Raw genomic sequence first — 22,156 nt, 5'->3', positions numbered from 1 at the left:
TGGCGGGGGGCTAGTTCTGCGCGAGCTGGTGCTCGAGCTGCGTCAGCAGCTGTTTGGCGTGGGCCACTTCCAGCGCCTCCATGGCGTTGATCGGGGTGATCGCTGCGGCGCGTCTGAGGTGCTCGAGGGCCTTCTTCTGCTCGTCGTCACCATAGACGTAGAGCAGGGCGTTGGCGTATTCGTAGTGGCCGATCGGCAGGTTGTCGGCGGCCTTGAAGGAGCGGCTGAAGTATTGCTCCATCTGCTCGGCACTGACCCCATAGGTCATCTTGCCCACCAGTTTGCCGACCTTGCGGATCACGCCCGCCTCATAGCCGCCGTATAGCGCCAGGGCGAACGGCTGGCGCGGTTGCTTGCTCAGCAGGGCATCCAGTTCCTCGGGAATCTGGCTGGTGTAGCCGCGTTTGAGCACCACCGGCACCGGTAGCTCCTCGCCCAGGCGGGCCTTGGCATAGACGCGGCCGAACTGGGCGGCGCTGTCGGCCTGGACCAGCTCGCCGGCCTTGTCGGTGTAGTCGATCACCTCTTCCAGCAGGCGATGCTTCTCCTCCTGGTCGGGGGCGAGGAACATGGCATAGACCACCTGGGCGAACATCGCCGGCACCTGGCCGCCGACGCCCAGGGCCAAGCCTTGTTGCTTGGCTTTGGCGAAGTCGCCGCGGAACACCAGGCGCCAGACCTCCTGCAGCTTGGCAGCATAGGCCGCAGCTTCCTCGGGTTTGCCCGTGAAGCCGGTGTTGCCGGTGACGGTCATTTCCACGGCTTGCGGATACTGCGCCGCCATGTGGACGACCCAGTCGGCATCCGGGAATGGATAGTCGGTGCCGAAGCCGCGCGTCAGCTGCGGCCAGGCCTGGCGCAGCTTGTCGCCGGAATAGTCGTAGGCGCGCTGGTCGTAGGGGAAGGGTGTCCAATTGTCGGCGGCGGCAGCGCTAAGGCTGCAGGCGGCCAGCAGGGCAAGCAGATAACGACGCATGGGTGGGGCCTTTCTTGTTATAGCGATGCGCCGATCATAGGCCGTCCAGCCCGGCGGCCAACCTATCCTTGGGCTGGCGGTGTCACTCGCTCTTGTGCTGGAACTGCCGGCGGTACTGGTTCGGTGACAGGCTAGTGTGCTGACGGAACAGGCGGGCAAAGAAGCTGGCGTCGTCGTAGCCGACTTCATAGCTGATGGTCTTGATGCTCTTGCGGCTGGCGCTGAGCAGGCCCTTGGCGGTTTCGATGCGTAACCGTTGCAGGTAGTGCAGCGGTTTGTCGCCGGTGGCGGCCTGGAAGCGGCGCATGAAGTTGCGAATGCTCATGCCGTGGTCGCGGGCGACGTCCTCGAAGCGGAATTTATCGGCGAAATGCTCTTCCAGCCACTCCTGAATCTGCAGGATGGTCACGTCCTGATGCAGTTTCTGACCGCCGAAGCCGATGCGTCCGGGGGTGTAGCTGCGCTTCACTTCGTAGAGGATGTCGCGGGCCACCGCCTGGGCGACGCTGGCGCCGCAGAAGCGTTCGATCAGATAGATGTACAGGTCGCAGGCCGAGGTGCTGCCGCTGGCGCAATACAGGTTGTCGGCATCCGACAGATGTCTTTCCTGGTTGAGCAGGACGTTGGGAAAGCGTTCGCTGAACTCGCGATAGAAGCGCCAGTAGGTGGTGGCTTCCTTGCCGTCGAGCAGGCCGGCCTGGGCCATCCAGAACACCCCCATGGCTTCTCCGCAGAGCATGCTGCCGGTAGCGTGCTGGGTTTTCAGCCAGTCGAGAATTTGCGGATAGCGCTGGCAGAGTTCGTCGAAGTCTCCCCAGTAAGGCGGCAGGATGATGATGTCGGCGTTCTCCAGACCGCTGTCCACCGGCAGAATCACATCGCTGAAGCTGCGCACCGGCTGGCCGTCAGGGCTGACCAGGCGGATCTCGAACGACGGGGTGAGGCCCAGCCCCTGTTGACGGCTGTAGCGCAGGCTGGCCATGTGGAAGAAGTCCTTGGCCTGCATCAGGGTGAAAGCGAACACCCCTTCGATGGCGAGAATGCTGACCCTTTGCAGGGGCTTGGAGGCTGGCGTGAACATGCGACTATTCTTATATAAGGGGAAAGTGGTCAAGCACTGGCTGAAGCGTCTTATTTTTTGGCGCTTGTGTCCAGTGCGAGGCTGTCGGTGCTCCCCTAGAGTCTCAGCTCTTCAACTCCATCGCGGTACTCAGGTGTCATCATGATTCCAAGAACAATATTCAGCTCTGACCACGAACTCTTCCGCGACAGCGTGCGCAAGTTCCTCGAGCAGGAAGCCGTGCCGTTCCACGCGCAGTGGGAGGAAGAGGGCTACATCGACCGCAAACTGTGGAACAAGGCCGGCGAAGCCGGGATGCTCTGCTCGCACCTGCCGGAGGAGTACGGCGGCATGGCCGCGGACTTCCTCTACAGCAGCATCGTGGTCGAGGAAATCAGCCGCTTGGGCTTGTCCGGGATCGGTTTTTCCCTGCATTCCGACATCGTCGCCCCGTACATCCTGCATTACGGCAGCGAGGCGCTGAAGCACAAATACCTGCCGAAGATGGTCAGCGGCGAAATCGTTACCGCCATTGCCATGACCGAGCCGGGCGCCGGCTCCGACCTGCAAGGGGTGAAGACCACTGCAGTGCTGGATGGCGATGAATATGTGATCAATGGCTCGAAGACCTTCATTACCAACGGTTTCCTCGCCGATCTGGTGATAGTCGTCGCCAAGACCGATCCCAAGGCCGGCGCCAAGGGCACCAGCCTGTTCCTGGTTGAAGCCGGTACGCCGGGCTTCGATAAAGGCAAGCGTCTGAAAAAGGTTGGCATGAAGGCGCAGGACACCTCCGAGCTGTTCTTCCAGAATGTCCGCGTACCCAAAGAGAACCTGTTGGGCCAGGCCGGCATGGGCTTCGCCTATCTGATGCAGGAGCTGCCGCAGGAGCGTCTGGGCGTTGCCGTCGGTGCGCTGGCGTCGGCCGAGGCCGCCTTGCAATGGACCCTGGACTACACCCGTGATCGCAAGGCTTTCGGCAAGGCGATCGCCGAATTTCAGACCACTCGCCACAAGCTGGCCGAGCTGGCTACCGAGATTCAGGTCGGTCGTCTGTTCGTCGACCGTTGCCTGGAGTTGCATCTGCAGGGCAAGTTGGATGTGCCGACCGCAGCCATGCTCAAGTACTGGACCACCGATCTGCAGTGCAAGGTGCTCGATGAGTGCGTGCAGCTGCATGGCGGCTACGGCTACATGTGGGAGTATCCGATTGCCCGCGCCTGGGCCGATGCCCGCGTGCAGCGCATTTACGCCGGCACCAACGAGATCATGAAGGAAATCATCTCGCGTTCCCTGTGAGGGGCGCTGCAAGAAAAAGCCCGGCTTGTGCCGGGCTTTTTTTCGTTCAGGGCGCGGGGTTGGGTTGGCTTTTGTGGATCGCCTCGATGCCGGCCAGCACTTCTTCGCTTAGCTTGAGATCTGTGCTGGCCAGATTACTGCGCAGCTGCTCCAGGGTGGTCGCCCCGATGATGTTGCTGGTCACGAAGGGTTGGGTGCTGACGAAGGCCAGCGCCATCTGCGCCGGATCCAGACCGTGTTCGCGCGCCAGCGCGACGTAGCGCGAGCAGGCGCTTTGGGCCTGTGGGTTGGTATAGCGAGTGAAGCGACTGAACAGTGTGATGCGCGCATTCGCTGGGCGCGCACCGTCCTCATATTTGCCTGAGAGCATGCCAAAGGCCATTGGCGAGTAGGCCAGAAGGCCGCACTGTTCGCGGAGAGCGACTTCGGCCAGGCCGACTTCGAAGCTGCGGTTAAGCAGGTTGTAGGGGTTTTGGATCGAAACCACCCGCGCTAGCCCGAGACTCTCCGCCAATTGCAGAAACTTCATGGCGCCCCAGGCGGTTTCGTTGGACAGGCCGATGTGGCGGATCTTGCCAGCTTTGATCTGCTCGCTGAGCACTTCCAGGGTTTCGGCCAGGGGAGTGGAATTATCTTCCTTGTGGCAATAGCCGAGTTGGCCGAAGAAATTGGTGCTGCGTTCGGGCCAGTGCAGTTGATAGAGGTCGATCCAGTCGGTCTGTAAGCGCTTAAGGCTGGCATCCAGCGCGGCGACTATATGGCGGCGGTTGTGCTTGAGCTGGCCGTCGCGAATATGGCTGATGCCGTTGCCGGGGCCGGCGACCTTGCTGGCCAGAATCCAGTCGGCGCGATTGCTCCGGCTGTTGAAATAATTGCCGATGATCTGCTCGGTCTTGCTATAGGTCTCCGCGCGGGGCGGTACCGGATACATTTCGGCGGTATCGATGAAGTTGATCCCGGCGGCGCGGGCTAGATCGATCTGCGCAAAGGCTTCGGCCTCGCTGTTCTGCTCGCCCCAGGTCATGCTGCCCAGGCACAGGGTGCTGACCTTGAGATCGGTGCGGCCGAGTTGACGGAAATCCATGCGCTCTTCCTCGTGCAAAAGCCCATCAAAGCAGGTTGAAATTTTTCGCGCAATCGGCATAATTCGGCAGCTGTTTTCGGCGGGGGATGCCTAGCCTGCCGAACCTGGCCGTACGAGCGTGATGACCCGAGCCCCCGATAGCGCCCGTTTCGGCTGCCTTTGACTTGTCAAAGCAAGCACTATTCAGTAAGATCCGCCGTCTTATTTTCAGGGCGGCCCCTGAGGCTATAAAGAATGAAAACTTTTACTGCTAAACCGGAAACTGTTAAGCGCGACTGGTTCGTCGTCGACGCTGCAGGTCAGACTCTGGGTCGTCTGGCCACAGAAATCGCTTCCCGTCTGCGTGGCAAGCACAAGCCTGAGTACACTCCTCACGTTGATACCGGCGACTACATCGTCGTGATCAATGCCGAGCAAGTGCGCGTGACTGGTGCCAAGACCACCGACAAAATGTACTACTCTCACTCCGGTTTCCCGGGTGGCATCAAGGAAATCAGCTTCGAGAAGTTGATCGCCAAGGCGCCTGAGCGTGTGATCGAGACCGCGGTCAAAGGCATGCTGCCGAAGAACCCGCTGGGTCGCGACATGTACCGTAAGCTGAAAGTGTACAAGGGTGCTGTGCACCCGCACACTGCTCAGCAGCCCCAAGAACTGAAGATTTAACGGAATAGTTCATTATGTCGGCGACTCAAAATTACGGCACTGGCCGTCGCAAGACTGCAACCGCTCGCGTTTTCCTGCGTCCGGGTACTGGCAACATTTCCATCAATAATCGCAGCCTGGATACCTTCTTTGGCCGCGAAACCGCCCGCATGGTGGTTCGTCAGCCGCTGGAGTTGACCGAGACCACTGGCAAGTTCGACATCTATGTCACCGTTATCGGTGGTGGTGTTAGCGGTCAGGCTGGCGCTATTCGTCACGGCATCACTCGTGCCCTGATGGATTATGACGAGACTCTGCGCAGTGCTCTGCGTAAGGCCGGCTTCGTGACTCGCGATGCTCGCGAAGTTGAGCGTAAGAAAGTTGGTCTGCGTAAAGCGCGTAAGCGTCCGCAATACTCGAAGCGTTAATTCGCTTCTGTATTCTAAAACGCCCGATTTCTTGCAGAAATCGGGCGTTTTTTTATGCGCATTAAATTGTATTGCGACAACTTGCCGCACCCGTGAGTGCCGCGCCATGCAAGGCTTTCAGCAAATTTGTATCCAGTAATTGCCTTGTCAGAAAAGGGGCTTTTCTTTACCATCTGGCAAATTTTTTGCGCGGTTTGATTTACTTAGTAGATGCCTGAATAACAGGCCACAAAGCTGATGGGAGACGACTGAATGAGCAATGACGGCGTGAATGCAGGCCGACGTCGCTTCCTGGTGGCGGCCACTTCGGTAGTGGGTGCCGCGGGAGCGGTGGGTGCTGCGGTCCCGTTCGTGGGGTCATGGTTCCCTAGTGCCAAGGCCAAGGCCGCGGGTGCTGCGGTGAAAGTGAATATCGGCAAGATTGAGGCTGGTCAGCAGATGATTGCTGAGTGGCGCGGGCAGCCGGTGTTCATTATGCGTCGTACCGAGGAGATTTTGGGTAACCTCGGGAAAATCACCGAAAAAATGGCCGACCCCGAGTCCAAGGCTTCGGTTCAGCCGGCCTACGTGGATCCCATTAGTCGGTCGATCAAGCCGGAGATTCTGGTGCTGGTCGGCATCTGCACTCACCTGGGCTGTTCGCCATCCTTCCGTCCGGAAGTCGCGCCGGCGGATCTCGGTCCCGAGTGGGTGGGCGGCTACTTCTGCCCCTGCCACGGCTCCCGTTATGACCTCGCCGGCCGCGTCTACAAGGCTCAGCCGGCGCCCTTGAATTTGCAGGTGCCGCCGCACTCGTACGAGTCGGATGACGTGATTATCATCGGTCTGGACCAGGAGAAAGCCTGATGGAAAAGTTCATGGCTTGGATCGATGCGCGCTTCCCGGCGACCAAGATGTGGGAAGATCATCTCAGCAAGTATTACGCGCCGAAGAACTTCAACTTTTTCTACTTTTTTGGCTCCCTGGCGCTGCTGGTCCTGGTTAACCAGATTCTCACCGGTATCTGGCTGACCATGAGCTTCACCCCGTCCGCCGAAGAAGCCTTCGCTTCCGTCGAATACATCATGCGCGATGTGGAATTCGGCTGGATCATCCGCTATCTGCACTCCACTGGCGCTTCGGCGTTCTTCATCGTGGTCTATCTGCACATGTTCCGCGGTCTGCTCTACGGTTCCTACCAGAAGCCGCGTGAGCTGGTGTGGATCTTCGGCATGCTGATCTACCTGTGCCTGATGGCTGAGGCTTTCATGGGCTACCTGCTGCCTTGGGGGCAGATGTCCTACTGGGGGGCTCAGGTGATCATCTCCCTGTTCGGTGCCATCCCAGTGATCGGTGATGACCTGACGCAGTGGATCCGCGGCGACTACCTGATCTCTGGTATCACGCTGAACCGCTTCTTCGCCCTGCACGTGATCGCTCTGCCGATCGTCCTGCTCGGCCTGGTGGTGCTGCACATCCTGGCGCTGCATGAAGTCGGCTCGAACAACCCGGACGGCGTCGACATCAAGAAGAAGAAGGACGAGAACGGCATTCCGCTCGACGGCATCGCCTTCCACCCGTACTACACCGTGAAAGATATCGTCGGCGTGGTGGTGTTCCTGTTCGTCTTCTGCGCCATCGTGTTCTTCTTCCCGGAAATGGGTGGTTACTTCCTCGAGAAACCGAACTTCGAACAGGCCAACCCGTTCAAGACCCCTGAGCACATCGCCCCGGTGTGGTACTTCACGCCGTACTACGCGATCCTGCGTGCGGTGCCGGACAAGCTGCTCGGCGTTATCGCCATGGGCGCTGCCATTGCCGTGCTGTTCGTGCTGCCTTGGCTGGATCGCAGTCCGGTCAAGTCGATGCGCTATAAGGGCTGGCTGAGCAAGATCTGGCTGGTGGTCTTCTGCGTCTCCTTCGTGATCCTCGGCGTGTTGGGTGTATTGGCGCCGACCCCAGGGCGGACGTTGTTGTCGCAGGTATGTACCTTCCTGTACTTCGCGTACTTCATCCTGATGCCGTTCTACACCAAGCTTGAAAAGACCAAACCGGTTCCGGAAAGGGTGACTGGCTGATGAAAAAGCTATTTGCTGCAATGATTTTCACCGTCCTGCCAGCCTTTTCCTTCGCTGCCGGCGGTCAAGATGTTCATCTGGATCAGGTCGATATCGACCTGAGCGACAAGGCTGCCCTGCAGGATGGCGCGCGTACTTTCGCCAACTACTGCATGGGCTGTCACAGTGCCAAGTTTCAGCGCTATGAGCGTGTGGCGAATGACCTGGGCATCCCTCACGAGCTGATGTTGGAAAATCTGGTGTTCACCGGGGCCAAGATCGGTGATCAGATGAAGATCGGCATGCAGCCGGCGGACGCTAAGTCCTGGTTCGGTGCGGCGCCGCCCGATCTGACCTTGGTTGCTCGGGTGCGCGGTACGGATTGGCTGTACAGCTATCTGCGTAATTTCTACGAAGACCCGACGCGTCCTTGGGGTGTGAACAACAAGGTGTTCCCTAACGTCGGCATGCCGAACGTGCTGGTCGGTCTGCAGGGGCGCCAGGTCATTGGCTGCAAGCAGGTGCAGGTAGTCGAGGGTGGCAAGAAGCAGTTCGATCCGCTGACTGGCACACCGATCACCCACGAGGCTTGCGATCAGCTCACCGTCCTGCCGAAGACCGGCTCGCTGAGCGAGGCGGAGTTCGACGACAAGATCAAAAATCTGGTGACTTTCCTGGCGTACTCCGCTAATCCGGTGAAGTTGGAGAGCCAGCGCGTTGGTACCTACGTGCTGCTGTACCTGGCCTTCTTCTTCGTATTCGCCTATCTGCTCAAGCGTGAATACTGGAAAGACGTGCATTAATCAGCCGCTGTTCCGCTGTCGACGCGCGCGCCCGCTCTGGGCGCGCGCGTTTTTCTGCTTCCGATAACTGTAAACGCGAGGAGGATCACCATGGGCGTGACCAATCGGTTGGCCTGTTACTCCGACCCCGCCAATCACTATTCGCACCGCGTACGTATCGTGCTCGCCGAGAAGGGTGTAGGCGCCGAGATCATTTATGTCGAGCCGGGGCAATGCCCGGCCAAGCTGGTCGAGGTCAATCCCTATGGCAGCTTGCCAACCCTGGTTGATCGCGATTTGGCCTTGTATGAGTCAACCGTGGTGATGGAATATCTGGATGAGCGCTATCCGCATCCGCCGCTGATGCCGGTCTATCCGGTGGCGCGGGCCAATAGTCGGCTGTTGATTCATCGCATTCAGCGCGACTGGTGCGGTTTGGTCGATCTGATTCTCGATCCGCGCAGCAAGGAGGCGGCACGCGTGCAGGCGCGCAAGGAACTGCGAGAGAGTCTCACCGGCGTGTCACCGCTGTTTGCCGACAAGCCGTTTTTCCTCAGCGAGGAGTTGAGTTTGGTGGATTGCTGCCTGTTGCCGATTCTCTGGCGTTTGCCGCAGTTGGGTATCGAGTTGCCGAGACAAGCCAAGCCACTGCTTGATTACATGGATCGCCAGTTTTCCCGCGCGGCCTTCCAGGCCAGTCTTTCTGCCGCCGAGCGCGACATGCGCTAACGCCGAAGGAGCTTTCGATGACTTCCAGCCGTCCCTATCTCATTCGTGCACTCTACGAGTGGATTGTTGAAAATAATTGCACCCCGCATCTGTTGGTGAATGCTGAGTATCCACAGGCCCAGGTGCCGCAAGGCTTTGTCAATGATGGTCAGATCGTGTTGAACGTCTCGCCCAGCGCCGTGCGCCATCTGCACATGGATAATGAGGCGGTAAGCTTCGAGGGGCGCTTTGGCGGGGTTGCGCACACGCTGTACATCCCCGCGGCGGCGGTGCTGGCAATTTATGCGCGGGAGAACGGTCAAGGTATGGTCTTCGATCTGGAGCCGCCGGTGATCGACGAAGATGAGGATTCTGGGCCGGACGATGAAGGGCCGTCAGGTGGCGAGCCGCCGCGACCGAGCGGGCGGCCGAGTCTGAAAGTGGTCAAGTGAAAACAAAAAAGGCGATCCGATGGATCGCCTTTTTTGTTCTGCGAGGAGCTCAGTTGGTGTACTGAAACAATTTGACGATCTTCTGTACGCCGGAAACGCCCTGTACCACGCTGGCGGCATTGGCGGCCTCCTGCTGGGTTACCAGGCCCAGCAGGTAGACGATCCCATTTTCCGTGACCACCTTGATGCGCGTGCTGGGTACGGTGCTATTGGCAAGCATCTGGGTCTTGATCTTGGTCGTCATCAGGGCGTCATTGCTGCGGGCCAGAGCCGTGGTCGGCTGCAGCACTTGCAACTCGTTGTGGACCTTCTTCACCCCCTGAACCGTGCGAGCGGCCTGCTCGGCCTTGGCTTTCAGCTCGCCGCGCGGGGTTTGGCCGGCCAGCAGGATCACGCCGTTATAGCTGGTCACGGTAATGTGCGAGGTCGGATCGGTGAGGTTCTTGTCGGCGCGGGCAATGCTCGAGCTGACGTCAGGGCCGAGGAACTGGTCGTCGATCTTGTTGCCAATGCTGCGATTGCCACAGCCGCCCAACAGCAGGCTGAGGGTCAGGGCGGCGAGGATCGGTAGGCTGCGGGTCATTCTTCACTCCCAAACAGTTGGCTATCGATGAGGTCGCACAGGCAGTGAATCGCCAACAGATGCACTTCCTGGATGCGAGCGGTTACTTTGGATGGCACGCGGATCTCGACATCTTCCGGCAGCAGCAGCGAGGCCATGCCGCCGCCGTCGCGGCCGGTGAGGGCGACGATGGTCATCTCGCGGTCGTGAGCGGCCTGGATGGCCTGGATCACGTTGGCCGAGTTGCCGCTGGTGGAAATGGCCAGCAGGATGTCGCCCGGCTGACCGAGCGCGCGGATTTGCTTGGAAAACACCTCGTTATAGCTGTAGTCGTTGGCGATCGAGGTGATGGTCGAGCTGTCGGTGGTCAGGGCGATGGCCGGCAGGCTGGGGCGCTCGCGCTCGAAGCGGTTGAGCAGCTCCGAAGAGAAGTGCTGGGCGTCGCCGGCCGAGCCGCCATTGCCGCAGCTGAGAATCTTGCCTTCATTGAGCAGCGCATTGACCATCACCAGGCTACCTTGCTCGATGAACGGCGTAAGCACTTCCATGGCTTGCTGCTTGGTGTCGATGCTGGCCTGGAACAGCTGGCGGATACGGGATTGCATGTCCATCGGTATGACCTTTCAGTGTGGCGGCTGCGCAGGCGGTCTGAAAATCGCCTCGGCGGTGACCGCAGCATGACGCGTTGGCTGGTTGGGCGCTGACCGGGGTGAGAAGCGCTGCCAGGGTTGCGTTCGAGTTAAGCTCGGCGTGGATGGTGCCGGAGTATCCAGGCGGAGCGAGTTGGTATTCTCTATGGCGTCAGGCGGAAAAAATTCTCGGTGTGCTCAGGTGTCGAAAGCATTTTTGATCCAGTCCAGACGTGCTGCGGTGTGATTGCCAGCGTCGATGGCTATGACATCGAAGCGGCAAGGGTGTTTGCTCCAGCGCGACTCTTGTTGGAGAAAGTATTCCGCGGCGCGGGCGATTTTTTCTCGCTTGCGCCCGTCCACGCTCTCCAAAGCGCCGCCCCATGCGGCATGCCGCCGGTAACGCACTTCGACGAATACTACTGTATCGCCGTCGAGCATGACCAGATCGAGCTCGCCCCGCCGGCACAGCCAATTCTGCGCCAGCAGGCGCAGACCTTGGCGCTCGAGGTGCTGGCGGGCGTGCTCTTCGGCGGCACGCCCGCGGATTTGGGGGCTATGGGTAGTCAATTGAGGCTGTCGGGCAGGCGTTGAACCTGACCGTTGCGGAATTCGGCCCAAGGCAGCTGGCGCTGGATACGCTGGTTCGGGTTCAGGCTCAGACTGCCAGTCAGGCCGTCGACCTGGTTGTCCGGCATGGCCTTGAGCTGGCTGAGGCGTGGCGCCAGCCGATAGGCGTCGACCCCCATGGCATACAGGCGGCCGAGGCTGCCGGCGGCCTGCGGCCACTGGCTGCTGATCTGCTGATGCAGCGGGTCATTGGTCTCCAGCAGCCAGGGCGTTTCGCAGAAGCGAATGCCTTCCAGGTCGAGATTCTGCGCCTGATCGGCGCCACCGCTATAGAGGTGGGAGGTGGCATACACCGGCACGTCGCCGGCGTACTGGAAGGCCAGGGTCGGTTTGATCTGCTGGGCCTGCTGTGGCGTGGCGGCGAGGAAGATGAAGTCGATGTCCTGGCGGCGCGCCGGTTGTGCGGCGATCTGTCCGCCGAGGGTGCTCTGCAGGCGCTTGGCGCGTGCCTCGCTCTGGCGCAGTTGGAACAGATCGGCGATTTGCTGGGCCAATTCGACGGGTTGGTCGACATGTTCGGCGGCGATCAGGCTGCCGCCGGCGGCCTGCCAGCTCTGGCTGAAGGCGGCGAGCACGCGGTCGCCCCAGTCGCCGCGCGGCACCAGGGCCACGGCGCGACGCATGCCGTCGGCCCAGGCGCGGCGAGCCACTTCACGGGCTTCGTCTTCGGCGGCGAGGCCGAATTGGAACAATTGCGGCGGGCCTTCTCGGCCGGCATCGCCGTAGTTGAGGGCAAGGGTGGTGAGGGGCAGCTGTTCGCGTTCGCTGAGCTGCTTGACCAGCGGTTTCTCCAGTGGGCCGACCACTAGCTGAGCGCCGGCCGCTTGGGCCTGCCGGTAGAAGTCATCCAGCGAACTCAAGCGCGAACTGTCGTACAGCTCGATCGCCGGCGGATTCTGGCCGGCTTGCTGGGCTTGGTAGTGGGCGGCGAGAAAGCCATCGCGCAGGGCGCGGGCAACCGAAGCCAGCTGGCCTTCTTGGGGTAGCAGCAGGGCGATCTTGCTCAGCGGCTGGCTGCTGAGCGCCTGCAGCTGGCGCAGGGGCTGAGGTAGCTGCAACGCGGCCGGGTGTTGCGGGTGCTGCTGGCGCCAGCTGTCGATGGCGGCTTGCTGTTGCTGGATGGTGCCGGCGCCTTTGACCGCACTGGCCAATGCCAGCCAGCCATCCAGGTCGGTATCGCCGCCGTTTTGCAATTGCTCGCTCGGCAGGCTGGAGAGCAGTGCCCAAATGGCTTCGTGATTGGCAGTGGCGGCTTCGCCGCTGAGCAGCGGGGCAATGAATACCCGCTCGCGAGCGGCGGCTAGGGTTTGACCGTCGGCTTGCAGGGCACGGGCGCGAACCAGCTGGGTGCGTACCTGTTGTTCGACGGGTAGCTCGCCGAGACGCTCCAGGCTGGGATGGCTGAGGGCCTGCAGGGCGGCTTTAGGTTTGTTGCGCGCCAGGGCCAGTTCGGCGCTCAAGGTGCTGGCGAAGATCTGCTGAGCGGGCTTTAGACCTTCCAGCGGCACCTGCTCAAGGATGCGGGCGGCGCGGCCCTGGTCATTTTGGCCAAGCGCCAGGTCGGCCGCCGATAGGCGCAGCAGAGCGGCTTCCTCGGGTTCGCTGGCGTCGGCTTGTTGAAGCAGCTGCTCGATGCTGGCTTGCGGCGTGCGAGGCAGCTCGCCCAGGGAGGACGAAGGAGAGCTGCTGCAGGCTGCCAGGATAGCGACGAGGCAGAGAAGGGAGAGCTGGCGCAGGCAAGCGATCATGTAAGCGTTCCTGATACTTGATCAAATAAGGGCGAATTGTACCCAAGCCCCGGCACTGGCGCGATCTTGATGCGAGCGGGTCCTTTCGGCCGCGGTAAGGTGTTATTGCCGGGGCGAATGCTGTGCGTCGAGGTCAGGGGCTACAATGCGCGTTTTGGTGATTTGAGGTGGCGTTGTGACCGTTCCAGCTGCGTTGAATTCCGCTGTCGGCACGCTTTATGTGGTGGCGACGCCGATTGGCAATCTCGATGACATCGGTGCGCGGGCGCTCAAGGTGCTGCGCGAGGTGGCGTTGATTGCGGCCGAGGACACCCGGCACTCCATGCGGTTACTGCAACATTTCGGTATCAGTACACCGCTGGCGGCCTGTCACGAGCATAACGAGCGTGACGAAGGTGGGCGTTTTCTCAGTCGGCTGCAGTCCGGCGATGATGTGGCGTTGATCTCCGATGCGGGCACGCCGCTGATCTCCGATCCGGGTTACCACCTGGTGCGCCAGGCGCGGGCGGCCGGAGTTGCCGTCGTGCCCGTGCCGGGCCCTTGCGCTTTGATCGCCGCGCTGTCAGCCGCGGGCCTGCCGTCGGACCGCTTCATCTTCGAAGGTTTTCTGCCGGCCAAGGCCGTGGCGCGTCGCACCCGCCTGGAACTCGTCAAGGAGGAGGCGCGGACCCTGATCTTCTACGAGGCGCCGCATCGCATTCTGGAGTGCCTGGAAGACCTGGAAGCGGTATTTGGTGGCGACCGTCAAGCCGTGCTGGCGCGTGAGCTGACCAAGACCTTCGAGACCCTCAAGGGACTGCCGCTGGCTGAGTTGCGTGCCTGGGTAGCCGCAGATAGCAACCAGCAGCGCGGCGAATGCGTGGTGCTGGTGGCGGGTTGGCAGGCGCCGGATGGTGAGGCGGCGGTGAGCGCTGAGGCGCTGCGTGTGCTGGACCTGTTGCTCGCGGAAATGCCGTTGAAGCGGGCGGCGGCGCTGGCGGCGGAGATCACGGGGGTGCGCAAGAATCTGCTCTACCAGGTGGCGCTGGAGCGGCAAAAAAACGCGTAAGGCTTGTTCTTGCGTGGGCCTGTCGCTACCCTTGGCGGCGGAGAGTCGATCGGACAGTCGCTGTTTCATTTCGCACCGCGAAATGGAAGGGAGGAAAGTCCGGGCTCCATAGGGCGGAGTGCCAGGTAACGCCTGGGAGGCGCGAGCCTACGGAAAGTGCCACAGAAAATAACCGCCTAAGCGCTTCGGCGCCGGTAAGGGTGAAAAGGTGCGGTAAGAGCGCACCGCACGGCTGGCAACAGTCCGTGGCTAGGCAAACCCCACTCGGAGCAAGACCAAATAGGGTTCCATTGGCGTGGCCCGCGCTGGAACCGGGTAGGTTGCTAGAGGCGTCCAGTGATGGCCGTCGTAGAGGAATGACTGTCCTCGACAAAACCCGGCTTATAGATCGGCTCTCCTCCTTTCTCTCATCTATCCGCTTCTGTCTTTTCTTCGCGGTTCTAATACCGAAAAAGTCTTGCTCTTAATAAATTACTTTAAGTTTGAAATTCAGCCCCCTGAATTAGCTGAATTTCGCCCCTCAAAAAGCTTCGTTGGGCACCTATAAATCCTCTTTTAAGTTCGCTAAATCGCCGTCCCATAAGGATTTTTCCCGCTTAGCGCGCCTTGACGCTAGGGTGGGCGCATTCCTATAGTGTGCGCTAGTGGCATGAAGTGGGATGAAGTGGGTATTTCGGGCACGAATAGCTAATCAAAGTGGGGAGGCGCAGCCTTGTTTCGCGGAGCTAACGCCATATCACTCGACGCCAAAGGGCGACTCGCGATGCCAAGTCGGTATCGGGACGAGCTCGTTTCGCGTTCGAGCGGCCAGCTCATCGTCACTATCGATGCCGTAGATCCCTGTCTGTGTGTCTACCCGTTGCCTGAGTGGGAGCTGATCGAAGCCAAGCTTCGCGAGCTGCCCTCCCTGCGTGAAGAAACCCGTCGCCTGCAGCGTTTGCTGATCGGCAATGCCGTCGATCTGGAGCTGGATGGCAGCGGGCGTTTTCTCGTGCCTCCACGTTTGCGTGAGTACGCCAAGTTGGATAAGCGCGCGATGCTGGTGGGCCAACTGAACAAGTTTCAACTGTGGGATGAGGATGCCTGGAACGCCCTTGCCGAGGCGGACCTGGCGGCCATTAAAGAACCCGGCGGTTTGCCGGACGAACTGCGTGATTTGATCCTGTGACCAAGACCAATAGCTTTCGCCATATCACCGTGCTGCTCGATGAGGCCGTCGAGGCCCTCGCCGTGCGTGTCGATGGCTGCTATCTGGATGGCACTTTCGGGCGCGGAGGGCACAGTCGGCTGATCCTCGACAAGCTCGGCCCTGATGGGCGCTTGCTCGGATTTGACAAAGATCCCCTGGCGATCGCGACAGGACAGGAACTGGCGGCCGAAGACGGCCGCTTTGTCGTTGTGCAGCGCAGCTTTGCGGAACTTGGTGAAGAGGCTGCTGTCCGCGGCCTGGTCGGCAAGGTGGCGGGCGTGCTGCTGGATCTGGGGGTGTCGTCGCCGCAGCTGGATGATGCCGAGCGCGGCTTCAGCTTCCTCAATGACGGCCCGCTGGACATGCGCATGGACCCGAGCCGTGGCGTCAGTGCTGCCGAGTGGCTGGCCAGCGCTGCGGAAGACGAGATTGCTCGGGTGTTCAAGGAGTACGGCGAGGAACGCTTCGCCAAGCGCATGGCCCGTGCCGTGGTGCAGCGCCGAGCCGAGCGGCCATTTGCGCGCACCGCCGACCTGGCTGAGGTGCTCAAGGAGGCCAACCCAGCCTGGGAAAAGAACAAGCATCCGGCGACTCGGGCTTTCCAGGGCTTGCGTATCCATATCAACAACGAGTTGGGCGATCTCGAGCGTGGCCTCGATGCCGCGCTGGAGGCCCTGGAGGTGGGCGGCCGCCTGGTGGTAATCAGCTTCCATTCGCTGGAAGATCGCATCGTCAAGCTGTTCATGCGCAAACACGCCAAGGGCGAGGCGGACAACTTGCCGCGCAACCTGCCGGTGCGCGCTCAGACCTTCGAGCCGCGGCTGAAGGTGCAGGGCAAGCCGCAATACGCTTCCGAGGCCGAGCTCAAGGCCAATCCACGTTCGCGCAGCGCAGTCATGCGCATCGCGGAGAAGTTACGGTGAGCCGGGTATTCGCCAAGCCTTTGCCTACCGGCAGCCTGATGCTGCTGGTGCTATTCATCGCCGTCTTGTTGTCGGCGATCGGCGTGTCCTGCAGCGCGCACTGGAACCGCCAGCTGCTCAATGGCCTGTATAACGAGCTCAGTGTGCGCGATAAGGCGCAGGCCGAATGGGGGCGGTTAATTCTCGAGCAGAGCACTTGGACCGCGCACAGCCGCATCGAGGGGCTGGCTACCTATCAGTTGAAAATGCGCACTCCCGAGCCGGGCGAAGTGCGGATGGTGTCGCCATGATGAAGCTCGAAGGCGCACTCTATCCCTGGCGTTTTCGCCTGGTGCTGGCACTGCTCGCGGCGATGGTTGGGGCTATCGCCTGGCGTATTCTCGACCTGCAGGTGATCGATCATGACTTCCTGCAGGGCCAGGGCGATGCCCGCAGTGTGCGGCATGTGCCGATCCCGGCGCACCGCGGCCTGATCACTGATCGCAATGGCGAGCCGCTGGCGGTCAGCACGCCAGTCACCACTTTGTGGGCCAACGGCAAGGAGCTGCAGGCGGCGCGCAATCGCTGGCCGGAGCTGGCGGTGGCCCTGGGGCAGGAGCCCAAGGCCTTCAGCGTGCGCCTGGAACAGAGCAGCGGGCGTGAGTTCATGTACCTGGTGCGTGGCCTGACCCCGGAGCGTGGCCAGGCGATTCTCGATATGAAAGTGCCGGGCGTGTATGGCATCGAGGAGTTCCGCCGCTTCTACCCGGCCGGTGAGGTCGCCGCGCATTTGATCGGTTTCACCGACGTGGATGATCGCGGTCGCGAGGGTGCCGAGCTGTCCTTCGATAACTGGCTGGCCGGTGTGCCGGGCAAGCGTCAGGTGCTCAAGGATCGCCGTGGTCGGCTGATCAAGGACGTGCAGGTGGTGGAGAACGCCAAGCCCGGCAAGACCCTGGCGCTGTCCATCGACCTGCGCCTGCAGTACCTGGCCAATCGCGAGCTGCGTAACGCACTGGTGGAAAACGGCGCCAAGGCCGGCAGCCTGGTGATCATGGACGTCCAGACCGGCGAGATCCTGGCCATGGTCAACCAGCCCAGCTACAACCCGAACAACCGCCGCAACATGCAGCCGGCGATGATGCGCAACCGGGCGATGATCGACGTGTTCGAGCCGGGCTCGACCGTGAAGCCGCTGTCCATGGTCGCCGCCCTGCAGAGCGGGCGCTGGAAACCCAGCGACGTGGTTGAAGTCTACCCGGGCCGCCTGCAGATCGGCCGCTACACCATCAAGGACGTGTCCACCGGGGGCGGGCCGGTGCTCGACCTGACCGGCATCCTGATCAACTCCAGCAACGTCGGCATGAGCAAGGTCGCGTTCGATATCGGTGGTGAGTCCATCTACAACCTGATGCAGCAAGTGGGCCTGGGCCAGGACACCGGCCTCGGCTTCCCCGGCGAGCGGGTCGGCAACCTGCCCAACCACCGCAAGTGGCCGAAGGCCGAAACCGCCACTCTGTCCTATGGCTACGGGCTGTCGGTGACCGCTCTCCAGTTGGTGCATGCCTATTCGGCGCTGGCCAACAACGGTCGTCTGGTGCCGCTGAGCATGGTTCGCGTCGATCGCGAGGCGGTGGCCGCCCAGGTGATTTCGGAAGCGGTGGCCAAGACCATGCAGGGTATGCTGCAGCAGGTGATCGAGGCGCCGCGCGGCGCGCACCGGGCGCTGGTGCCGGGCTACCACGTCGCCGGTAAGAGCGGTACCGCACGCAAGGCGACAGTAGGCAGCAAGGGCTATACGGCCAATGCCTACCGCTCGCTGTTCGCTGGCTTCGGCCCGATGAGCAACCCGCGTTTTGCCATCGTCGTGGTGATCGACGAGCCGAGCAAGGCCGGTTACTTCGGCGGACTGGTCTCGGCGCCGGTGTTCAGCAAGGTGATGTCCAGCACACTGCGCCTGATGAACATCCAGCCGGACAACCTGCCGATCGAACAACCACCTCAGCAGACAGTTGCCACCAGCGCTGGCAACGGAGGGCGTCTCTGATGCCGATGCCACTCAATCAACTGTTACCGCAGGCGGAAAGCGCAGTGCTGATCCGCGAGCTGAGTCTGGATAGCCGTAAGGTGCGTCCGGGCGATCTGTTCCTGGCTGTGCCCGGTGTCCAGCAGGACGGCCGCACGCATATCGCCGATGCCGTCGCCCGCGGCGCCGCCGCCGTCGCTTATGAGGCCGAAGGTGCCGCGGTGGCCGCTGCCGAGGGTGTGGCCCTGGTGCCACTAAAAGGTCTGGCCGGGCAGCTGTCGGCCATCGCCGGACGCTTCTACGGCGAGCCGAGCCGCGCGCTGCGTCTGGTCGGGGTGACCGGTACCAATGGCAAGACCAGCGTCAGTCAGCTGATCGCCCAAGCCTTGGACCGCTTCGGTGAGCGCTGCGGCGTCGTCGGTACGCTCGGCAGTGGTTTCCACAATGCTTTGGAACAAGGCCGGCACACCACGCCGGACCCGGTTGGCGTGCAGGCGACCCTGGCCAATCTGAAGCAGGCCGGTGCCCGCGCGGTGGCCATGGAGGTGTCGTCCCACGGCCTCGATCAGAGTCGCGTCGCGGCCCTCGACTTCGATGTCGCGGTGTTCACCAATCTGTCGCGCGATCACCTGGATTATCACGGCTCGATGGAGGCCTACGCCGCCGCCAAGGCCAAGCTGCTCGCCTGGCCGAGCCTGCGCTGCCGGGTACTCAACCTCGATGACGCGTTTGGCCGGCAATTGGCAGGGGAGGCTCAGCCGTCGCGGCTGATCAGCTACAGCCTGGAAGACAGCAGTGCCTACCTGTTTTGCCGCGACGTGCAGTTCAGCGATGACGGCGTGCGCGCCCGGCTGATCACGCCGCGCGGCGAGGGCAGCTTGCGCAGCCCGCTGCTCGGCCGTTTCAACCTGAGCAACCTGCTGGCGGTAGTGGGCGCCTTGCTCGGGCTGGATTACCCGCTGGACGAAATTCTCAAGGTCCTGCCGGACCTGGAAGGCCCAGTCGGGCGCATGCAGCGTCTCGGCGGCGGCCAGCAACCGCTGGTGGTGGTCGACTATGCCCACACCCCAGACGCGCTGGAGAAAGTACTGACGGCCCTGCGTCCGCATGCCCGCGGCCGTCTGCTGTGCCTGTTCGGCTGCGGTGGCGATCGCGATCGCGGCAAGCGCCCGCTGATGGCCGAGGTGGTCGAACGTCTGGCCGATGGCGTGCTGGTGACCGACGACAATCCGCGCAGTGAAGACCCGCAGCAGATCTTCGCCGACATCCGTGCTGGTTTTCGTGCGCCGGGACAGGTCAGTTTCGTCGCCGGTCGCGGCCAGGCCATCGCCCAGTTGCTCGCCTCGGCGCAGGCCGCCGATGTGCTGGTGCTGGCCGGCAAGGGGCACGAGGATTATCAGGAAATCAAGGGCCAGCGTCAGCCGTTCTCCGATCTGGAGGAAGCGGCCAAGGCGCTGGCTGCATGGGAGGTGGCGCATGCTTAAGCCGCTGCAGTTGAGCGAAATCTGCGCGCCGCTGAATGGTCGCCTGCTCGGCGCCGATGCCGAGTTCACCGCGGTGAGCATCGACAGCCGAGCGATCCAGCCCGGCCAGCTGTTCGTCGCGTTGGTCGGTCCGCGTTTCGATGGCCACGCCTATCTGCAGGAGGTCGCCGGCAAGGGCGCGGTGGCCGCGCTGGTCGAACGCGAGGTGGCCGATGCGCCACTGCCGCAATTGCTGGTGCGCGACACTCGCCACGCCCTGGGCCAGCTCGGCGCCCTCAACCGCCAGGCCTATCAGGGTCCGCTGGCGGCGGTCACCGGCTCCAGCGGCAAGACCACGGTCAAGGAAATGCTCGCCAGCGTCCTGCGCGCCGGTGTTGGCGGGCAGGGTGGTCCGGTATTGGCCACCCGCGGCAACCTCAACAACGACCTTGGCGCGCCGCTGACCCTGCTGGAGCTGGCGCCGGAGCACGCCGGCGCGGTGATTGAGCTGGGCGCTTCGCGGATCGGCGAGATCGCCTACACCGTCGGGTTGGCCAAGCCGCAGGTAGCGATCATCACCAACGCCGGCACCGCGCATGTGGGCGAGTTCGGCGGGCCGGAGAAGATCGTGCAGGCCAAGGGCGAGATCCTCGAAGGGCTGCCGGCCGATGGCGTGGCGGTACTGAATCTGGACGACAAGGCATTTTCCACCTGGCGGCAGCGCGCCGCCGGGCGCCGTGTGCTGAGCTTCGCCCTGGACAACGCCGCCGCCGACTTCCATGCCAGCGATCTGGCCCGCGATGCCCGGGGTTGCCAGGCATTCACCCTGCACAGCCCGGCGGGCGAAGCGCGCATCCAGCTCAACCTGCTCGGCACACACAACGTCAGCAATGCGCTGGCGGCTGCCGCGGCGGCTTTCGCCCTGGGCGTGCCGCTGGTCGGTATCGTCACTGGGCTGGAAACCGTCAAGCCGGTCAAAGGCCGCGCCGTAGCGCAGCTGGCGACGAACGGCGCGCGGGTGATCGACGACAGCTACAACGCCAACCCCACTTCCGTGTGTGCGGCCATTGATATACTCGCCGCGTTTTCCGGGCGCACCGTTCTGGTTCTGGGTGATATCGGTGAGCTGGGCGAGTGGGCCGAACAAGGCCACCGCGATGTCGGTGCCTATGCCCTCGGCAAGGTCGCAGCACTGTATGCCGTGGGTCCGTTGATGGCCCATGCGGTCAAGGCGTTCGGCGCCAATGGCCGTCATTTCCCCGATCAAGCCAGCCTGATCGCAGCGCTTCGCGCCGAACAAGGCGACACCACCATTCTAATTAAGGGTTCGCGCAGCGCGGCGATGGACAAAGTCGTCGCTGCACTGCTTGCCGATGATGGGCGCGCAACCGCCGAGGAGAGTCACTAAATGCTGCTGCTGCTGGCGGAGTATCTGCAACAGTTCTACAAGGGCTTCGGGGTCTTCCAGTACCTGACCCTGCGCGGCATCCTCGGCGTGCTGACCGCCCTGGCGCTGTCGCTGTGGCTCGGGCCGTGGATGATCCGCACCCTGCAGATCCGCCAGATCGGCCAAGCGGTGCGTAACGACGGCCCGCAATCGCATCTGTCGAAGTCTGGCACGCCGACCATGGGCGGCGCGCTGATCCTCTCCGCCATCGCCATCAGCACCCTGCTGTGGGCCGACCTGTCCAACCGCTATGTCTGGGTGGTGCTGCTGGTCACCCTGCTGTTCGGCGGTATCGGCTGGGTCGACGACTACCGCAAGGTGATCGAGAAGAACTCGCGCGGCCTGCCGAGCCGCTGGAAATATTTCTGGCAGTCGGTGTTCGGCCTGGGGGCGGCGATCTTCTTGTTCGTGACCGCGCAGACCCCGGTGGAAACCACCCTGATCGTGCCGATGCTCAAGGATGTGAGCATCCCGCTGGGCATCGGCTTCGTGGTGCTGAGCTACTTCGTCATCGTCGGTTCGAGCAACGCGGTGAACCTCACCGACGGCCTCGACGGTCTGGCGATCATGCCGACGGTGATGGTCGGCGGCGCGCTGGGGATCTTCTGCTACCTCTCCGGCAACATCAAATTTGCCGAGTACCTGCTGATTCCCTACGTGCCGGGCGCCGGCGAGCTGATCATTTTCTGCGCCGCGCTGGTCGGTGCCGGCCTCGGCTTCCTGTGGTTCAACACCTACCCGGCCCAGGTGTTCATGGGCGACGTCGGTGCCCTGGCGCTCGGCGCCGCGCTCGGCACCATCGCCGTGATCGTCCGCCAGGAGATCGTGCTGTTCATCATGGGCGGCGTGTTCGTCATGGAAACCCTGTCGGTGGTGATCCAGGTCGCCTCCTTCAAGCTGACCGGCAAGCGCGTGTTCCGCATGGCGCCGATCCATCACCACTTTGAACTGAAAGGCTGGCCGGAGCCGCGCGTGATCGTGCGCTTCTGGATCATCACCGTGATTCTGGTGCTGATCGGCCTGGCCACCCTGAAACTGAGGTAAT

The 22,156-nt window shown here is 62.2% G+C and carries 23 protein-coding genes and 1 other RNA gene; 17 read left to right on the top strand and 7 right to left on the bottom strand.

The genetic code is table 11. The features are described 5' to 3' along the window. Positions 1-10: 10 nt before the first annotated feature. Positions 11-976 (bottom strand): hypothetical protein, encoded by a 966-nt coding sequence (locus tag D3880_RS18425; protein ID WP_119894870.1) that lies wholly within the window; start codon positions 974-976, stop codon positions 11-13. An 82-nt stretch (positions 977-1,058) separates the two neighbouring features. Beyond that, positions 1,059-1,958: a GlxA family transcriptional regulator gene (locus D3880_RS18420; RefSeq protein ID WP_162935056.1), complete on the bottom strand. Its 900-nt coding sequence runs from the start codon at positions 1,956-1,958 to the stop codon at positions 1,059-1,061. Positions 1,959-2,198: 240 nt separating this feature from the next. On the opposite strand from D3880_RS18420, the gene D3880_RS18415 reads away from it, so the two are divergent. Next, positions 2,199-3,335, top strand: coding sequence for an acyl-CoA dehydrogenase family protein (locus tag D3880_RS18415; protein ID WP_119894868.1), 1,137 nt, complete (start codon positions 2,199-2,201; stop codon positions 3,333-3,335). Positions 3,336-3,381: 46 nt separating this feature from the next. Here the strand turns inward: D3880_RS18415 and D3880_RS18410 are convergent, their stop codons facing one another. Continuing rightward, on the bottom strand, positions 3,382-4,419 hold the full coding sequence (locus D3880_RS18410; RefSeq protein ID WP_119894867.1) for an NADP(H)-dependent aldo-keto reductase: 1,038 nt from the start codon (positions 4,417-4,419) through the stop codon (positions 3,382-3,384). A gap of 234 nt (positions 4,420-4,653) precedes the next feature. Here D3880_RS18410 and rplM point away from each other — a divergent pair, with 234 nt between their 5' ends. The 7 genes from rplM to D3880_RS18375 all read left to right on the top strand — a co-directional run bounded on the left by rplM (position 4,654) and on the right by D3880_RS18375 (position 9,467). Beyond that, complete coding sequence (gene rplM, locus D3880_RS18405; RefSeq protein ID WP_119894866.1) at positions 4,654-5,082, top strand: 50S ribosomal protein L13; 429 nt, start codon at positions 4,654-4,656, stop codon at positions 5,080-5,082. Between the two features lie 14 nt (positions 5,083-5,096). Beyond that, on the top strand, positions 5,097-5,489 hold the full coding sequence (gene rpsI / locus D3880_RS18400) for a 30S ribosomal protein S9 (protein WP_119894865.1): 393 nt from the start codon (positions 5,097-5,099) through the stop codon (positions 5,487-5,489). Positions 5,490-5,741: 252 nt separating this feature from the next. Next, entirely contained in the window at positions 5,742-6,335 is a 594-nt protein-coding gene (petA, locus tag D3880_RS18395; RefSeq protein ID WP_119894864.1) for a ubiquinol-cytochrome c reductase iron-sulfur subunit, read from the top strand. Further along, positions 6,335-7,546, top strand: coding sequence for a cytochrome b (locus D3880_RS18390; protein WP_119894863.1), 1,212 nt, complete (start codon positions 6,335-6,337; stop codon positions 7,544-7,546). The genes petA and D3880_RS18390 overlap by 1 nt, the downstream gene beginning before the upstream one ends. Continuing rightward, positions 7,546-8,328 (top strand): cytochrome c1, encoded by a 783-nt coding sequence (locus tag D3880_RS18385; RefSeq protein WP_119894862.1) that lies wholly within the window; start codon positions 7,546-7,548, stop codon positions 8,326-8,328. Before D3880_RS18390 ends, D3880_RS18385 begins: the two co-directional genes overlap by 1 nt. Positions 8,329-8,418: 90 nt before the next feature. Beyond that, positions 8,419-9,036, top strand: coding sequence for a glutathione S-transferase N-terminal domain-containing protein (locus D3880_RS18380; RefSeq protein WP_119894861.1), 618 nt, complete (start codon positions 8,419-8,421; stop codon positions 9,034-9,036). A gap of 17 nt (positions 9,037-9,053) precedes the next feature. After that, the gene (locus D3880_RS18375) at positions 9,054-9,467 is read left to right on the top strand and encodes a ClpXP protease specificity-enhancing factor (RefSeq protein WP_119894860.1); all 414 of its coding nucleotides are present in this window, start codon (positions 9,054-9,056) and stop codon (positions 9,465-9,467) included. Between the two features lie 49 nt (positions 9,468-9,516). Here D3880_RS18375 and D3880_RS18370 read toward each other — a convergent pair whose 3' ends face one another. The 4 genes from D3880_RS18370 to D3880_RS18355 all read right to left on the bottom strand — a co-directional run bounded on the left by D3880_RS18370 (position 9,517) and on the right by D3880_RS18355 (position 13,036). Beyond that, positions 9,517-10,050: a BON domain-containing protein gene (locus D3880_RS18370; RefSeq protein WP_119894859.1), complete on the bottom strand. Its 534-nt coding sequence runs from the start codon at positions 10,048-10,050 to the stop codon at positions 9,517-9,519. Then, positions 10,047-10,640, bottom strand: a complete 594-nt coding sequence (locus D3880_RS18365) for a phosphoheptose isomerase (protein ID WP_119894858.1) — start codon at positions 10,638-10,640, stop codon at positions 10,047-10,049. Before D3880_RS18365 ends, D3880_RS18370 begins: the two co-directional genes overlap by 4 nt. A 216-nt stretch (positions 10,641-10,856) precedes the next feature. Then, positions 10,857-11,228, bottom strand: a complete 372-nt coding sequence (locus tag D3880_RS18360; RefSeq protein ID WP_119894857.1) for a YraN family protein — start codon at positions 11,226-11,228, stop codon at positions 10,857-10,859. Next, entirely contained in the window at positions 11,225-13,036 is a 1,812-nt protein-coding gene (locus D3880_RS18355; RefSeq protein WP_119894856.1) for a penicillin-binding protein activator, read from the bottom strand. The genes D3880_RS18360 and D3880_RS18355 overlap by 4 nt, the downstream gene beginning before the upstream one ends. Before the next feature lie 193 nt (positions 13,037-13,229). Between D3880_RS18355 and rsmI the strand changes: the two genes are divergently transcribed. The 9 genes from rsmI (at position 13,230) to mraY (ending at position 22,155) form a co-directional block, all read left to right on the top strand. After that, a complete protein-coding gene (gene rsmI / locus D3880_RS18350) occupies positions 13,230-14,084 on the top strand; it encodes a 16S rRNA (cytidine(1402)-2'-O)-methyltransferase (protein ID WP_238474463.1) in 855 nt (284 codons plus the stop codon). Positions 14,085-14,125: 41 nt separating this feature from the next. Continuing rightward, positions 14,126-14,484, top strand: an RNA gene (gene rnpB, locus D3880_RS18345) — RNase P RNA component class A. Between the two features lie 312 nt (positions 14,485-14,796). After that, positions 14,797-15,252 carry a division/cell wall cluster transcriptional repressor MraZ gene (mraZ, locus tag D3880_RS18340; RefSeq protein ID WP_119894854.1) on the top strand — a complete coding sequence of 152 codons (456 nt, stop codon included), beginning with the start codon at positions 14,797-14,799 and terminating at the stop codon, positions 15,250-15,252. Continuing rightward, positions 15,249-16,196, top strand: a complete 948-nt coding sequence (rsmH, locus tag D3880_RS18335) for a 16S rRNA (cytosine(1402)-N(4))-methyltransferase RsmH (RefSeq protein ID WP_119894853.1) — start codon at positions 15,249-15,251, stop codon at positions 16,194-16,196. Before mraZ ends, rsmH begins: the two co-directional genes overlap by 4 nt. Next, positions 16,193-16,486 carry a cell division protein FtsL gene (ftsL, locus tag D3880_RS18330; RefSeq protein ID WP_119894852.1) on the top strand — a complete coding sequence of 98 codons (294 nt, stop codon included), beginning with the start codon at positions 16,193-16,195 and terminating at the stop codon, positions 16,484-16,486. Before rsmH ends, ftsL begins: the two co-directional genes overlap by 4 nt. Further along, entirely contained in the window at positions 16,486-18,222 is a 1,737-nt protein-coding gene (locus tag D3880_RS18325) for a peptidoglycan D,D-transpeptidase FtsI family protein (protein ID WP_162935055.1), read from the top strand. Before ftsL ends, D3880_RS18325 begins: the two co-directional genes overlap by 1 nt. Next, entirely contained in the window at positions 18,222-19,685 is a 1,464-nt protein-coding gene (locus tag D3880_RS18320) for a UDP-N-acetylmuramoyl-L-alanyl-D-glutamate--2,6-diaminopimelate ligase (protein WP_119894850.1), read from the top strand. Before D3880_RS18325 ends, D3880_RS18320 begins: the two co-directional genes overlap by 1 nt. Then, positions 19,678-21,072 carry a UDP-N-acetylmuramoyl-tripeptide--D-alanyl-D-alanine ligase gene (locus D3880_RS18315; protein ID WP_119894849.1) on the top strand — a complete coding sequence of 465 codons (1,395 nt, stop codon included), beginning with the start codon at positions 19,678-19,680 and terminating at the stop codon, positions 21,070-21,072. The genes D3880_RS18320 and D3880_RS18315 overlap by 8 nt, the downstream gene beginning before the upstream one ends. Further along, positions 21,073-22,155, top strand: a complete 1,083-nt coding sequence (mraY, locus tag D3880_RS18310; RefSeq protein ID WP_119894848.1) for a phospho-N-acetylmuramoyl-pentapeptide-transferase — start codon at positions 21,073-21,075, stop codon at positions 22,153-22,155. Position 22,156 lies beyond the last annotated feature (1 nt).

The sequence above is a fragment of the Pseudomonas cavernae genome (assembly GCF_003595175.1).
In the GTDB taxonomy this organism is placed as follows: Bacteria; Pseudomonadota; Gammaproteobacteria; order Pseudomonadales; family Pseudomonadaceae; genus Aquipseudomonas; species Aquipseudomonas cavernae.
The sequence above is the reverse complement of the archived record's forward strand: the minus strand, read 5'-3'. Positions and strand labels throughout refer to the sequence as shown.